Origin of the sequence: Streptomyces sp. NBC_01446, from assembly GCF_026340095.1 — a bacterium.
Classification (GTDB): domain Bacteria; phylum Actinomycetota; class Actinomycetes; order Streptomycetales; family Streptomycetaceae; genus Streptomyces; species Streptomyces aureus.
On sequence record NZ_JAPEPO010000001.1, the window covers coordinates 8,041,166 to 8,055,880 of the forward strand.

At 71.2% G+C, this 14,715-nt stretch carries 12 protein-coding genes; 5 read left to right on the plus strand and 7 right to left on the minus strand.

The annotated features are described in order from the left end of the window. The first annotated feature begins 7 nt into the window (after positions 1-7). From OG456_RS36385 to OG456_RS36400, 3 genes are all read left to right on the plus strand, one after another. Positions 8-1,339 (plus strand): transposase, encoded by a 1,332-nt coding sequence (locus OG456_RS36385; RefSeq protein WP_266568616.1) that lies wholly within the window; start codon positions 8-10, stop codon positions 1,337-1,339. Positions 1,340-1,424: 85 nt separating this feature from the next. Continuing rightward, positions 1,425-3,086: an FAD-dependent oxidoreductase gene (locus tag OG456_RS36390; protein WP_266568618.1), complete on the plus strand. Its 1,662-nt coding sequence runs from the start codon at positions 1,425-1,427 to the stop codon at positions 3,084-3,086. Positions 3,087-3,343: 257 nt separating this feature from the next. Further along, on the plus strand, positions 3,344-3,979 hold the full coding sequence (locus OG456_RS36400) for a TetR family transcriptional regulator C-terminal domain-containing protein (protein ID WP_323136382.1): 636 nt from the start codon (positions 3,344-3,346) through the stop codon (positions 3,977-3,979). 230 nt (positions 3,980-4,209) lie between these two features. On the opposite strand, the gene OG456_RS36405 is transcribed toward OG456_RS36400, so the two are convergent. The 3 genes from OG456_RS36405 to OG456_RS36415 form a co-directional block, all read right to left on the minus strand. Continuing rightward, on the minus strand, positions 4,210-4,605 hold the full coding sequence (locus OG456_RS36405; RefSeq protein ID WP_266568621.1) for a hypothetical protein: 396 nt from the start codon (positions 4,603-4,605) through the stop codon (positions 4,210-4,212). Positions 4,606-4,683: 78 nt separating this feature from the next. Beyond that, positions 4,684-6,237, minus strand: a complete 1,554-nt coding sequence (locus OG456_RS36410; RefSeq protein WP_266569543.1) for an FAD-dependent oxidoreductase — start codon at positions 6,235-6,237, stop codon at positions 4,684-4,686. A 319-nt stretch (positions 6,238-6,556) separates the two neighbouring features. Further along, positions 6,557-7,399, minus strand: a complete 843-nt coding sequence (locus tag OG456_RS36415) for a SigB/SigF/SigG family RNA polymerase sigma factor (RefSeq protein ID WP_266568622.1) — start codon at positions 7,397-7,399, stop codon at positions 6,557-6,559. Positions 7,400-7,702: 303 nt separating this feature from the next. Between OG456_RS36415 and OG456_RS36420 the strand changes: the two genes are divergently transcribed. Beyond that, the gene (locus OG456_RS36420) at positions 7,703-8,560 is read left to right on the plus strand and encodes a VOC family protein (protein WP_266568624.1); all 858 of its coding nucleotides are present in this window, start codon (positions 7,703-7,705) and stop codon (positions 8,558-8,560) included. A 13-nt stretch (positions 8,561-8,573) separates the two neighbouring features. Here OG456_RS36420 and OG456_RS36425 read toward each other — a convergent pair whose 3' ends face one another. The 3 genes from OG456_RS36425 to OG456_RS36435 all read right to left on the minus strand — a co-directional run bounded on the left by OG456_RS36425 (position 8,574) and on the right by OG456_RS36435 (position 11,843). Continuing rightward, complete coding sequence (locus tag OG456_RS36425; RefSeq protein WP_266568626.1) at positions 8,574-9,755, minus strand: PLP-dependent aminotransferase family protein; 1,182 nt, start codon at positions 9,753-9,755, stop codon at positions 8,574-8,576. Positions 9,756-9,864: 109 nt separating this feature from the next. Further along, entirely contained in the window at positions 9,865-10,353 is a 489-nt protein-coding gene (locus OG456_RS36430) for a MaoC family dehydratase (RefSeq protein ID WP_266568628.1), read from the minus strand. A gap of 41 nt (positions 10,354-10,394) precedes the next feature. Then, positions 10,395-11,843, minus strand: a complete 1,449-nt coding sequence (locus OG456_RS36435; RefSeq protein WP_266568631.1) for an MFS transporter — start codon at positions 11,841-11,843, stop codon at positions 10,395-10,397. Positions 11,844-12,144: 301 nt separating this feature from the next. Here OG456_RS36435 and OG456_RS36440 point away from each other — a divergent pair, with 301 nt between their 5' ends. Further along, on the plus strand, positions 12,145-13,368 hold the full coding sequence (locus tag OG456_RS36440; protein ID WP_266568633.1) for a PP2C family protein-serine/threonine phosphatase: 1,224 nt from the start codon (positions 12,145-12,147) through the stop codon (positions 13,366-13,368). Between the two features lie 99 nt (positions 13,369-13,467). Here OG456_RS36440 and OG456_RS36445 read toward each other — a convergent pair whose 3' ends face one another. Then, the gene (locus tag OG456_RS36445; protein ID WP_266568635.1) at positions 13,468-14,712 is read right to left on the minus strand and encodes an MFS transporter; all 1,245 of its coding nucleotides are present in this window, start codon (positions 14,710-14,712) and stop codon (positions 13,468-13,470) included. Between the last annotated feature and the right edge of the window lie 3 nt (positions 14,713-14,715).

A 14,715-nucleotide genomic window follows, 5' to 3' on the forward strand; every position in this document is an offset into this window, starting at 1 on the left:
CTGCAGTATGGTGATCACCGTGGGTGAACTCGGCTGGGAGAAGCGGCAGTTCGGGCACCGTGCCCGACTGGCACTGTCCCCTGCCGAGAATCTCCTCATCGATGAGCAGGCGCACGCTGCCCGCACGGTGTGGAACTGCCTGCACGCGTGGTGGCAGATGATGCCGAAGGAGAAGCGGACTCTGGCGAACGCGGACGCCGCGATACGCCAGGCCCGCAAAGAGATCGATTTCCTCGCCGTCCTTCCTGCGCAGGCCGCGCAAGCGGTCCTCAAGACGTACTTCCAGGCCTGGAAGAACTGCTGGGACGGCCGCGCTGATGCTCCGAACTTCAAGGGCCGGTTGCGGTCCGTGATGAGCGTGGACATCCCGCAGGGCCGTGACCTCCAGATCAAGCGGGTGCACCGCCGCTGGGGCATGGCCAGCATTCCCAAGGCCGGCCGTGTCCGCTTTTGCTGGACCAAAGACCTCCCGGTGGGCAACAAGGCGAACGCCGACAACCGGATCACCGGGGCACGGCTGGTCAAGGACCACCTGGGATGGCACATCGCCTTCCGTGTGCAGAGCCTCGAAGCCAGGCCCGCATCCCACCCGGGGGCACAGGTCGGAATCGATGCCGGGGTGAACCTGCCCCTCGCCCTCTCGGACGGCAATCACCAGGACCACGGGCGTGCGCCTCGCCTCCCGGATGGCAGCGCCGACCGTGACAAGTGGCTGACCGCTGAGGAAAAGGGCAAACTCCTGCGCCTGGAGCGCCGGGCCGCCCAGCGCAGGACACACCGCAAGCCCGGCGAGCGCACCAGTCGCCGCCTGCACCACACCTATGACCAGATCCGAGGGTTGCGCGCAAAAGCCACGCGACGACACCAGGACTGGCAGCACAAGACGACCACCCGCCTCGCCCAGAGGTACGGCGTCATGGTGGTCGAAGCACTCACCATCACGAACATGGTCAAGTCCGCTCGGGGCACCATCGCCGAGCCGGGGACAGGCGTCGCCCAGAAAGCCGGACTCAACCGCTCCATCAGCCAGGAGGCGTGGGGCAGGACGGTCACGATGCTGACGTACAAGGCCGGCCGGTACGGCGGCACCCTGCACAAGGTGTCCGCCCCGCACACCTCCCGACGCTGCTCTGCCTGCGGCTTCATCACGCCCGGCAGCCGACAGGACCAGGCCACGTTCGTATGCAGGAACCCGGGCTGCGGATGGTCGGGCAACGCCGATTTCAACGCGGCCCGCAACATCTTGCACCTGTACCGGATGGGCCACGCGCTCGTCCCGGCTGCCGGGAGGGCAGTCGTCAGGCGTGACAAACGCGTCAAGCCCGCCACCGCAAGGTAGACGGGAATCTCCTTCCTGAGCTTGCGAAGGGAAGAGAGCACTTCAAAAGCGTGCCAACCTCATCTGGCCGACGTGAGTTGACGACATGACGTACGCCATCACCCAGACCTGCTGCAGCGACGCGACATGTGTCGCCGTGTGCCCGGTCAACTGCATCCACCCCACCCCCGAGGAGCGGGCGTTCGGCAGCACGGAGATGCTGCACATCGACCCGGTGTCCTGCATCGACTGCGGCGCGTGCGCCGACGCCTGCCCGGTCGACGCGATCTTCCCGGTGGACAGGCTGGCCCCGGCACAGAAGGAGTACGCCGCGATCAACGCCGCGTACTTCGAAGACACGGACAGGCATACGGATTCGGGTGCGGACGCGGTCGAGGACGGCCCCAACTTCCATGCCTGGGGCAGCCCTTCGTTCCCGCGTGTCCTGCCGTCCGACCTCGCGCCGCTCAGGATCGCCGTCGTCGGCACCGGACCGGCCGGGATGTACGCGGTGCAGGACCTGCTGCTGCATACCAACGCCGAGGTGACCCTCATCGACCGGCTGCCCGTGGCCGGCGGCCTCGTGCGCTACGGCATGGCGCCGGATCACCCGGCCACCAAGAAGGTCGGCGAGACCTTCGCGAGATTCCACACGCATCACCGGGTACGCATGCACCTGGGCCTCGAAGTGGGCGACGACGTCACACCGCAGGAGCTGGCCGAGCACCACGACGCGGTCATCTACGCCGTCGGGGCCGCCGCCGACCGCCGTCTGTCCGTCCCGGGCGAGGATCTCACCGGCAGCATCTCGGCACGCACCTTCGTCGCCTGGTACAACGCCCATCCGGACGTGGCACACGACGCGATCGACCTCCGTGCCGAACGCGTTGTGGTCGTCGGCAACGGCAACGTCGCCCTCGACGTCGCCCGGATCCTGCTCGCCGACCCGGACACCCTCGCCCGCACCGACATCGCCGACCACGCCCTGAAGGCGCTGAGCGCGAGCTCCGTACGCGAAGTGGTCCTGCTGGGCCGCCGCGGCCCCGAGGACGCCGCGTACACCACGCCGGAACTGCTCGCGCTCAAGCACGTGCCGGGCCTGCAACTGCTCGTGGACGACCACGATCCCCGTATCGGCGCCGCCATCGACGCGGCCGGTACGAACGACAAGGCCGCCGTCCTGAAGGGTGTTCCCCGCGGTGCCTTCGACACAGACGTGGCACCGCCGCCCGGGCGGCGCATCGTCCTGCGCTTCCACAGCTCGCCCGTAGAGCTGCTCGGACCGGAACAGGTCGAAGCCGTGCGCGCCGAAGGGGCGTCGGGGGAGCGGGTGATCAAGGCGGGCATGGTGCTGCGTGCGATCGGCTACCGCGGAGGACCGCTCTCCGGCCTCCCCTTCGACGAGGTCGCCGGCACCGTTCCGCACGAGGGCGGGCGCGTCACCGGCATGCCCGGAACGTATGTCGTGGGCTGGATCAAGCGCGGCCCGAGCGGTGGCATCGGCGCCAACCGCACCTGCGCGGCCGAGACGGTCGCCACACTGCTGGCCGACGCCGTCTCCGGCGCGCTGCCGACGCCACCGCACGCGCCCAAGGCCTTCCACCGGGTGGCCAGGCGCCGCAACCGGCGCGTCCTCGACGCGAAGGGCCTGATGGCGATCGAACGGGCCGAGGCCGCGCGAGGGCGCGAGGCCGGCCGGCCACGGGTCAAGCTGGCCACGGTCGATGAACTGGTGGCGAGCGCGCGGCGCAGGCGCGTACTCCGGTGAGGTAGCTGACGTGGGGCGCCGCCCGCACGGCGAACAGTTCGCGGGCGCGGCCGTGCCGTTCGGCGTCGGATATGAAGTCGCCGTGCGCCTCCACGCGCCCGGCCTGGTCGGCAGGGGGTGCGGCGGCTTGTGCCGAGGGGTCTGGGATCGTGGAAGCCATGCAGTCCTCCGAACAGGCGAGCGCGGGAGCCGACTTGTCTATTGGCCGCGAATCCAATAGTGAGCAGGGGGTGCCGTCGAGCACCCGGCCGAAACGGGTGCGGAAGAATCCTGAGGCCCGCCGCGCCGAGATCGTCGCCGCCGCGGCGGCGATCGCCCTCGCGGAGGGCCTCGAATGCATCACGATGCGCCGGGTCGCCGACGAGCTCGCTGTGCGCCCCGGCCTGATCAGCCACTACTTCCCGGTCGCGGAGGACCTCGTCGCCGAGGCCTTCGGTGTGGCGGCGACGGCCGAACTGGACGAACTGATTCCCGTGGATCGGCCCGAGGGCGAGACGCTGGCGGACCTGGCCCGCTTCTTCCACCTGACCACGGGGAACCGCTTCGACGGCATGAGCCGCCTGTGGCTCAACGCCAGGCACCTGAGCCGCTACCGCGACAGGCTGCGCGACCGTGTGGGGCACCAGGAGGCCCAGTGGCGCGAACGCCTGACCCAGCTCATTCGCGACGGCGTGGCGGCCGGAGCCCTGCGCACCGAGAACCCCGAAGTGACCGCCATCCAGATCCTCGTGGTCCTGGACGGCCTCGGCGTCCACGCCAACACGGAGCGCGCCAACCGCCCCCCGGCGGTGACGGCCATGGCCATCACCACCGCGGAACGCGAACTGGACGTGCCCGTCGGGACATTCGCCGAACTGATCGCGGCCCAGCATGATCCGGACGAAAGGCCTTAGTGGGACCTGGGCACCTCCATGCCATGACCTGACCATCGCGCGGGCGGATCAGCCGTGGCGGGAAGCCACGCCGCGCGTGCGCCACTGGGGGGCCACGGCCAGGTCGAGGAGCGTCCAGGCCATCGCCATCGCCGTCGCCAGCGGGCGGCGGGCGGCCTGCACGTCAGCGCCGTGACCTGACCTGGGTGAACAGTGTCTTTCGCCAGGGTCTTGAGGGTGTCGGGCGAAGGTCACGGGTTGTTGAGGTGGAGCTGGACCTCGACCTCCTGGTCGCCGGAGACCTTGCCGACCTTCTCGACGGCGAAGGCCGCGTCCAAGGTCCGGCAGAGGCGTTCCACCGCCACCGGGCAGCCCTGGAGATCAGCCGTGACCGTTCCGGCCAGCACGGTGCCGGAGACCTCGGCGGGGGAGTGCTCCACGAGGAAGTTGCCCGTCCACGCGGCGGGGCGTGGCCCCTCGTTGCCGTGCGGGACGGCCTCGCCGCGGTCGGAGTCGAAGTGGTCGCCCAGGAAATGGAAGACCGCGTCGGCGTCCGGCGCGGAGCAGTCGCCGAGCACGACCTCCACCAGGTCCCGGGACGAGGGGGCCTCCGCGGGGAAGGCTGTCGAAGCTGATGTGCCGTTCACGTCGTTCTCCGTGTCTCTAGGTCTCTATGTCTCTATCGGAACGGTCTCTACGGGAAGCGGTACGGCCGGTCGCCACTGTCATGGCCCGCTCGCCGTGGCGCCTCCTTCTCCTTCCCCCTGCCCCGGTGCAGGCGGAGCATCCGGCAGTTCCACCGGTGCCAGTGGCCACATGGCCGGTCCCTGAAGGATCGAACCGTCCGTGGCGAACCGCGACCCGTGACAGGGGCACTCCCACGTCGTCTCCGCCGCGTTGAACGCCACGATGCAGCCCAGGTGCGTGCAGCGCGCCGAGACGACGCGGACCGTGCCGTCCTCGGCGCGGTAGACAGCGCACCGGTGCCCGTCCACACGCACCACCGCGCCCGACCCCGGCGGGATCTCGGTGACGGAGTCGACGTGGGCGGTGTGCAGCCGGTCGCGGACGAAGTGCCGTGCGACATCGGCCTGTTGGCGCAGCAGAGCGGGCGCCTCCCGCATCGCGCTCCACAGGCGGCGGGGGTCGTACAGCTCGGCCCAGGGCACCTCGTCGCCGGTGATCAGCCCGCTCAGCAGCTGTCCGGCCAGGACGCCGCTGCTCATGCCCCACCCGCCGAAGCCCGTCGCCACATACGCGTGCCGGGCCCCGGGGTGCAGGGGCCCGATCATCGGGATCCCGTCGCCGGAGTCGTTGTCCTGGGCTGCCCAGTGGTACGCGGTGTCCTCGACGGCGAAGTGCTCGCGCATCCACGAGTCGAGCCGTGCGAAGGACGCCGCCGCGTCGCCCGTACCCGGTGTGAAGCTCTCCCCGGTCACGATGAGCAGCCGCTGCCCGTCGGCGCCGTACGGAGCGGTACGCACGGAACGCTTGCCCTCGTCCTCGGTGATGAACATGCCGAGCGGGCCCGGGCCGGAGGCGAGCGGGGCGGCCACGACGAGTTCCCGGCGCGGCTGGAGGCGGGCGAACAGGAACGCGCGGTCGAAGATCGGGTAGTGGGTGGTGACGACGACGGCCTCCGCGGTCACCGTGTGCTGCGCCTCGGTGGTCACCGTGCACGGGATGCCGCCGAGCATCTCGGTCACGCGGGACCGCTCGAAGATCACGCAGCCCTGCGCGACCAGATCCTCGGCAAGGGCCAGCAGATACCTGCGGGGGTGGAACTGCGCCTGGTCGTCCACGCGCACCGCCCCCGCGACGGCGAAGGGCAGGCCCGTGTCCTCGGTGTACCGCGCGGGGAGACCGGCCTCGCGGGCGGCCTCGGCCTCGGCGCGCAGTATGTCCGTGCCCTCTTGGCGGACCGAGTAGGTGAAGGCCGGGGCGCGCTCCAGGTCGCAGTCGATCGCCACCCCGGCACAGATCTCGGCCACGCGCTCCACCGCGCCCTGCTGCGACATCGCGTACAGCCGGGCGGCCTCCTCGCCGTGCGTGCGGCGCAGGCGGTCGTACACGAGGGTGTGCAGCGCCGACACCTTGGCCGTGGTGTAGCCGGTGACTCCGGCGGCGATGCGGTCGGCCTCGAGAACGGCGACGGTCCGGCCGGCGCGCGTCAGTTCCCAGGCCGTGCTGAGCCCGGCGATTCCGCCACCGATCACCACGACGTCGACCTCGACGTCCTCGGTGAGCTGCGGGTAGGCGGTCGTGCCACTGGTGTGCATCCAGTACGACTCGCCCCGTCCGGGAAGTTCCGGTCCAGGCGCCACGGTCAAGGCCTCCTTCCCCGGCGGCCCCCTAAAACATGGTGAGCGCGATGCCGGTGGGGCGCTCGTCGAGTGCGGGGGAGGCGGACGGCGGACGCGAGGACGTCGCGGAGGGGAAACGCTGCGTCCTCGCGCCCTACGGCCGTCGCCCAAGACATCCCGGCGGCGGCCGCTCCCCGCCGGCTGCCACCCTTGCTCCCACCGGGAGCCGGGGCAGGGGGCGGAGTACAACCCCTGATCCCAGTGTCCTCCCCCTGGCCGGTCGGAGCGCCAGGGTTCAGGCGGCCGGCAGGCCGTCGGCCGCCCCGTACTCCCGCCCCGCCTCGGCGCGTACCCGTGCACAGCTGAGATGGATGAGGCGGGAGACGTGCATCTGCGAGATGCCGAACTTCTCGGCTATGCGGGCCTGCGTCATGCCCTCGAAGAAACGCAGGTAGAGGATGGCGCGCTCGCGCTCGGGAAGGTGGCGCAGACCCGTCTTCGCGGCTTCACGGTCGGTGATGAGGTCGTACGCGGTGTCGGGTTCGCCGAGCGCGTCGGCGAGGCTCTGTCCGTCGTGACCGGACGGGGAGAGCTCCGCGTCGAGGGACAGCGCGCTGTAGCTCTCGATCGCCCTGAGCCCGTCTCGGACCTCCGCCTCGGTCAGCCCCGCGTACGCGGCGATGGCGCTGATGCCCGGCTCGGGGCTGCCGGGGCGCTCGGTGAGGTCGCGGCGGGCCGCGCGGACCTTGTTGCGCAGGTCCTGTACGCGGCGGGGCACGTGCACGTCCCACATCCGGTCGCGGAAGTGCCGGCGCAGTTCGCCGGTGATGGTGGGCACGGCGTAGCACTGGAAGGGGCCGCGCTCGGGCTGGTAGTGGTTGATCGCCTTGACCAGTCCCATGGCCGCGACCTGCTCCAGGTCCTCCGTGCTCTCGCCCTTGTTGCGGTACCGGCGGGCGATGCGGTGCGCCATGGGCAGCCACGCCTCGACGAGCTCCTCGCACAGGAGATCCCGCTCGGGCCCCTCGGCGAGACCGGCCATGCGCCCGAAGGCCGCCGCCGTGTCGGGGCACTCGTCGTGGACGTGGTGCGAGGTCCGACGGTGGTGGGTGGCGACCGCGGTGATGTTAGTGAGCATCGTGATTCGCTCCTCAACGGTGTACCGGCGCGGGCCGCGGGAACGGGCGCCGGCATCCATCAGGAGCGGTACGCCGCTCGCAGGTAAGTGCCTCCGGTCCGAAGTATCGACATGCGACTGCACTACGATTGTCCGGCCGCACGTGCCCGGATGCGACTCGGCGGGCGCGGCGTCACGGCAGGTCATCGGAGCTAGGCGGACGGTGTTTCCTCCAGGACGTGGTGTGTCGGACGCGGTGTTGCGGGTACCCGGTCGCAGCCAGGGCCCTGACCGAGCCCCCCGGGCGAAAGGGGGCGGCCTTTCATGAGTAGCAAGCTGATCTCCAGGACCGGATCGGACGAAGCGACGTCGCACCACGCGATCCTCGGTTCTCCCTGCTGGGTGAGCCTCGCGGCGCGTGACCTGTCGGCCGCGCAGTCGTTCTACGGCGCTGTCCTGGGCTGGACGTTCCGTGCGGGCACGCTGGGTGAGCGGTTCATGGTGGCGCTCGCGCAGGGGCGGGCCGTGGCGGGGATCGGAGCGGTCGCTCCGGCCCTGCAGGTTCCCGTCGCGTGGACGCCCTACTTCGCGGTGGCCGACGCGGACGAGACGGCCGGCCGCGTACAGGAGCGCGGCGGCACGGTCGGGGTCGGTCCGATCGGCTTCCCCACCGGGCGGGCGGCCCTCGTGTCCGACCGCGCCGGCGCCGTCTTCGGTATCTGGGCAGGCGCGCTCCTCCGCAACTTCGGCGCGTGGCGCCGGGAGGCGCCCCTGTGGCTGCGCCTCGTCACGCGCGACGCGTTCGATGCCGCGATCTTCTACGGGGAAGTCCTCGGGTGGACGAGCCCGGGCTGCTGCGACGTGCGGTACGAGGACGAGGAGATCGTCCTCGTCTGTGCGGGACAGCCGGTGGCCACACTCGGCGGCGGGGCGCCGGGATCGGCCCCCGACCCGCAGGTGCGGCCGCACTGGCAGGTCCGCTACACCGTCCGTGACGCCATGGCGTGCGCCCGGGCCGCCGTGGAGCACGGCGGAGCGGTCACGAGCCGGCACGCGGACTCGACGGGCGACTCCGTGACCCTGCACGACCCCGAGGGCGCCCGGTTCACGGTCTTCGCACCCCGAATGCGCCCGGACAGGGCCGCGGAGCCGACATCGGAGAGGCCCGCGGACCGTCCGTGACCGACGGTCCGCGTCACCCCCGCAGCGCCCCCCCCAGCCGTCCGAGGCCCTCCCGGATCACCTCGGGCGTCTCGCTGACGAAGCACAGGCGCAGCGTGGCCGGGTCGGGCTCGCCCGCGTAGAAGGGGGCCCCGGGCACGTACGCCACGTCGTGGCCGATGGCCGTGCGGAGCAGAGCCGTGGCGTCCGCGCCTTGCGGCAGCCGCGCCCACAGGAACATCCCGCCCTGCGGACGGCTCCACTCGGCGCCGTCCGGCAGAGCGTCCGGAAGGGCCGCGAGCATCGCGTCACGCCGCTCCCCGTAGGCCTCCCTGACTGTGGCGATGTGCGCGTCGAGGTCACGGTCCGCGAGATAGCGGGCTGCCGCGAGCTGGGTCACCGTCGGTGTGTGCAGGTCGGCGGCCTGCTTGGCGACGGCGCAGGCGCGAAGGAGCTCCGCGGGCGCGCGCAGCCAGCCGATGCGCAGGCCGGGCGCCATCACCTTGGAGAAGCTCCCCATGAGCACCGTCCGGTCCTCGGCCCCCGGGTACGAAGCGATCCAGCCGGTCGCCTCACCCTCGTACCGCAGTTCGCCGTACGGGTCGTCCTCCACGATCCACATCCCGCGCCGGGCCGCGACCTCGGCCACCGACGCGCGCTGTGCGTCGCTCATGGTGCGACCGGTGGGGTTCTGGAAGTTCGGGACGCTGTAGAAGAGTTTCGGCCGCTCGCGCCGGACGATGTCGTCCAGGTCCGCGAGGTCGGGCACGGGCACCACACGGGCGCCCGCGAAGCCGAAGACCTGGAGCGCGGCGAGGTAACAGGGATTCTCCACGAGCACGACGTCGCCCGGCTCGATCAGCGCGGAGGCGAGCAGTGAGAGTCCCTGCTGGGACCCGGTGGTGATGACGAGGTCGTCGGGGGCGGTCGGCAGCCCGCGCGCGCCGACGCGGGCCGCGACGGCCGTACGCAGACCGGGGTCGCCCTCGGTCGTGGAGTACTGGAGCGCCGCCTTCGGCTGCTCGTCCAGGACCGCACGGAACGCCTCGGACACGCCCTCGGTGTCGAAGAGTTCGGGTGCGGGCAGCCCGCCCGCGAAGGAGATGACTTCGGGCCGCGCGGTGAGGGCGAGGATCTCCCGTACAGGCGAGGCCGTGACCGTGACGGCGCGGGCGGCGAGCTGCGGCGGGAGGACCCGGGTGAGAGCAGGTGACATGTACGCACCCTAGAAAGGCCGGTGGTGTGTGCACCGGCCTTTCCAGCATGCGAGAAGGGAGCTGCCCGCCCGGGCCTCGGCGGCCCTGTCGGGTCCGGGGCCCGCCCCGTCACCGCGTCCGGCGCCGCAGGAAGTTCATCGCGGACAGGGTGAGCACGGTTTCGCCGCGCTGGTTGAACACCTCGATGTCGGTGTGCACGATCCCGCGGTCGGGCTTGGACCGCGAGGGACGTGCGGAGACCACCGTCGTACGGATCGACAGGCTGTCACCGGGCCGCACGGGGCGGGTCCAGCGCAACGCGTCGACGCCGGGAGAGGCGAGGCTCGCGACCTTGCTCACGTAGTGGTCGGCGTACATGCGCATCATCAGGGAGGCGGTGTGCCAGCCGCTCGCGATCAGCCCCTTGAAGGGGCCCTGCTCCGCGGCCTCGGGATCCGTGTGGATGTCCTGCGGATCGAACTCACCCGCGAACCGGAGGATCTCCTCCTCGGCCACCGTGACGCTCCCGAACACATAGCTGGACCCGGGAACGTAGTCCTCGAAGTAGCGTTCGTCGATAGGGGTGTTGAAGTCCGTGCCGATCGCCGTAGTGGTCATCGAGGCACGGTAGCCGACCTCCCGGGCCACGACCTCCCGGGTCAGGCGGGGGAGCCCGGGGCGGCGACGCGGCGCAGCCCCCGGTCGAACACCGTCAGGAGCAGGAAGATCGCGCCGGCACCGAGCATGAACCATGCGAGCTGGTGCATCCCGCCGGTGTCGGCGTGCTGCCCGAAAGCGGTCGCGGAGGCGGCGGAGGCCACCATCGAGCCGAGGTAGATGAACGTGCGGAGCAGTCCGGACGAGGTGCCGATGCGCTCCGGATCGGCCTGGTAGTACACCGAGTTCTGCAGGGCGAGGCTGTTGAGTCCCTGGGGCACGCCGAAGATCAGGGCGACGGCGAGGAGCAGCCAGATCGGGCTCGTGCCGCCGAGCCTCAACAGCAGTGTGCAGGCGGCGAGTTGGAAAACGGCTCCGATGAGCAGTTTGCCGCGGATGGCCTGGTGGCGGCCGGTGAGGGTGGAGACGGCGATACCGGTGAGGAAGATCGGCAGTTGTACGAGGCCGGCCTGGGAGGGCGAGAGCCCGCGGCCCTCCTCGGCCCACTGCGTGAAGCCGTAGAGGAAGGCGTACGAGACCACGTACGCGACCAGGGCGCGGCCGTAGGTGGTGAGCAGCGGGGTGTTGCCGGCGAGGACCCTGAGGTCGATGAACGGTACGGCGGCGCGCAGTTCACGTACCGCGAACGCCGCGGCCGCGGCGGCGGCGATGGCGAGCAGGTACCACGTGTCGGCGTGCAGGTTCATCAGGAACAGCAGGAGCGAGAACAGCAGCGCGGCGAAGAGAGCCATCCCGGGGAGGTCCAGCTCGGACGCGAGAGACCTGCCGCCGGTGCGGCGGGGGCGGGGCTGCGCCGGCAGCCGGCGTGCGCCGAGGATCAGGGCGGCCGCCGCGAGGGGGATGTTGAGGGCGGACGTGGCGCGCCAGCCGCCCACGTCGATGAGGAGCCCGCCGAGGGAGGGGCCGATGACGGCGATCGTCTGGCCGGACACCGCGAGGGTGGTGAGGATGGCGCCGGGACTGTCGCGACCGGTCCGTTCCGCCTCGCTGCGCAGCAGGGACATCGAGGCCGGATACCCGGCGCAGGTGCCGAAGCCGAGCAGCACGCGTGCGGCGATCAGCGAGCCCAGGTCGGGGGCGAGCGTGCCGGCGATGCCCGCGATGCCGACCAGGGACGTGCTGATCAGGAAGAGGCGGCGCGGTCCGAAGAGGTCGATGAGCCGTCCGACGACGGGCTGCCCGAGAGCGGTGGCCAGATAGAGCGCCGAGACGAGCCACGCGGTCTGCGAGGGAGGCGCGCCGAACGCCGCCCCGATGGGGACGAGGGCCACGGCGACGATCGTGGAGTTGATCGGGTTCAGGACCGCGCCGAGGACCATCGGCGGGATGAGCCTGCGGTCGAAGTGCCGCGCCGGGGCGTCGTGCTCGCCGGGGTCGGACTCTGCCGCCGGTCCGGCGGCCGCCGGTGCGGGTATGTCGGGGTTGCTCATGGGCGGGTCAGCCCCTGGCGGGTGTGTGGCGCGGTCTCGACGTGCTTGCTCATGCTTCTACCGTAGATTCGACAGTTTTGCCTGTCCAGTTTGAGCTGAGCAGTTTTACTTCCCTTTTGGGTGGTCGGAGGTAGTCCGCGTCCTGTGGGCGGGTGTGGGAACACCTGACTGGCACATCCGCGCCGGGGGAGTGGCGCGCTGGGTACGCACGGTATTCGCACAGGTCGCAGGGGTGTGGTGGGTGCCGGTGAGCCGTCCGTGTGACCGGGCACCGACGTCACTCGGGTATAAAATTTCCCTTGTGAGATTCCGGCGATGGTCGATGGATCGCCTCTTCGAGCGGCCGTCGGGCCGCGGTCTGGTGGCTGTTCCGCTCGGTCTGATCGTGGTGATCACCCTGGTGGACCTCCACTCACCGACAGATGTCCACCTCGGCCCGCTGCTCGTCATCGCACCGGCCCTGACCGCCTCCATCGCCGGCGCCAGGCTGACCGCCCTGGTCGGGCTCCTGGCCGTGGGCGCTCAGGTCCTGATAGCGGTGCTGCACGGCGGTCTCACCACCTCGAACCACATCTCGCAGATGATCGCCATCACCCTCCTCTCCGCGCTGATCGTGCTCTTCGCCCGCGCGCGCGACCGGCGCAGTCGCGAGCTGAACCGGGTGCGGTCGGTGTCCGAAGCGGCGCAGCGGGTGCTCCTGAGACCGCCGCCCCGCAGGGTCGGTCCGCTGCGCGTGGCCTGGCTGTACCTGGCCGCGGGGGACGAGGCCAAGATCGGGGGCGACCTGTTGGCGGTCGCCCGCGCCGCTCACCCCAGCACCCGCGCGGTCATCGGAGACGTACGCGGCAAGGGCCTCGCCTCCATCGGTGAGGCGTCGGTCGTGCTCGGGGCGTTCCGCGAGGGCGCTCACCGCCACGCTCTGCTGCCCGACTTGGTGGCGGCCATGGACGACAGCGTCACCCGGAACCTGGAGGAGGTCGCCGACACCGAGCACGACGCCGGAGAGCACTTCGTCACCGCCCTCGTGCTCGACATCCCGGACGAGGGCGGTCACGCGGAGATGGTGACCTGCGGCCATCCACCGCCGCTGCTGGTGCGCGAGCACCAGGTCACGGAGCTGACCACACGCAACTCCGCGCCACCCCTGGGCATGGGTGTACTGCCCGACGCCCCGCTCCGTGCCGACCGCTTCGCCTTCACGGCCGGCGACTACCTCGTCCTGTACACCGACGGCGTCATCGAGGCCCGCTCGCCCACCGGCGCCTTCTACCCGCTCGCCGAGCGGCTCGCCTCCTTCCCGTCCCTTCCCGGCGGCGGCCCCGACTCCCTTTTGCACCACATTCACCGCGACCTGCTCGCCCACGCCGACGGGCAGCTCAACGACGACGTCGCGCTCCTCGTCATCGAACGCGTACCCACCCGCCACCTGCTCCGCCCGCTTCTCGACGGCCACCCCATGACGGACCGGGCCGGCGCACACCCCGACGGAGCGCCGCCGTCGACGGCGGGCGAACGTGGGATCTGAACGGTCCCGGGACGGCCACGACCACCAGGCACCGGACTTCCGCCCTGGACCTGGGCCTGGCCTGGACCTGGCCCGGACCGCCGGTGAGCCGGCGTGTCATCAGGTGGCCGAGCACGAGTCCGCGGCGGGTGCGCAGCTGTCGGGCTGTGCGTGGGGCAGTCGGCGTACGGCTCTGGAGGCCAGGGGTATCAGCATGGCCGCGGCGGAGACGGCGCCGGCGACCGCGGTCACCCGGAACGCGCCGAACGCCTCGGCCAGCGGGCCCACGCAGAGCTGCCCGACCGGAATCGCGACATACGACAGCAGGTCGTCGTAGGACGAGACACGCGACAGCACATGAGCGGGGACGTGCTCCTGGAGCGAGGTGTCCCACGCGACCGCGGTGACGGAGGAACCCAGCCCCGCGACGAACGCCGCCGCGATCAGCCACGGGGCGTGCACCTGCGCCCCCAGCGCGATCAGGGGCAGCGCGCCCAGCACCCCGGCCAGCTGCCCGAACCGCAGCAGATGTCGCACCATCAGCCGGTACATCAGCAGACTCGACGCCAGCATGCCGACGCCGCGCACACTCAGGACGAACCCCCAGGTCGTCTCGCCGCTGAGCTGCCGGGTGAGCTGGGGGCCGAGGATCTGCCACGTACCGGTCTGGACGAGGTTCAGCAGGCAGAAGGACAGCGTGCCGACCCACACCCACCGGATCGCACGGAACGCCCTCCAGCCGTCGCGGATGTCGGCCGACACCGTGTTTCGCTGTAACGCCTCCGAGGCGCCGGTGAGGAACAGCCGCGCGAGGAATCCGGCCGCGACGAGATACGTGAACGCGTCGAACGCGATGGCGGGCCCGCTCCCGACCGTCACGACCAGCACGCCCGACAGGCTCGGACCGAGGATCTTCGTCGCGTTACCGGCGGAACCCAGGAGGGAATTCGCCTGCCGCAGAGAGGACTTGGCCACGAGCTGAGGGACGATGCCGCGCAGCGCCGGGGTCGTGAAGGCGGCGAGCGCGCCGTTGAGGAACTCGAGGGCGGCCACCAGCGGCAGCGAGTAGCGCCCGGTCAGCAGGAGCGCGGCGACGGCGCCCTGCGTGAACGCCGCCCCCAGATGGGCGGTCACCAGGACGGTCCGGCGCGGGAACCGGTCGGCGACGGCGCCGCCCACGAGCAGGAACGCGAGCAGCGGAAGCATGTGGGCGGCGAGGACGACACCGAGGTCGTGACCGCTGCCCGAGGAGTCGAGGACGGCGAAGGCGAGCGCCACCGGAGCCATCGAGCTGCCGAGCAGGGACACCAGACGTCCGGCGAAGAACGAGCGGAACGCGGCCTGTTGGAGGAGGGAGGAACGCACCGG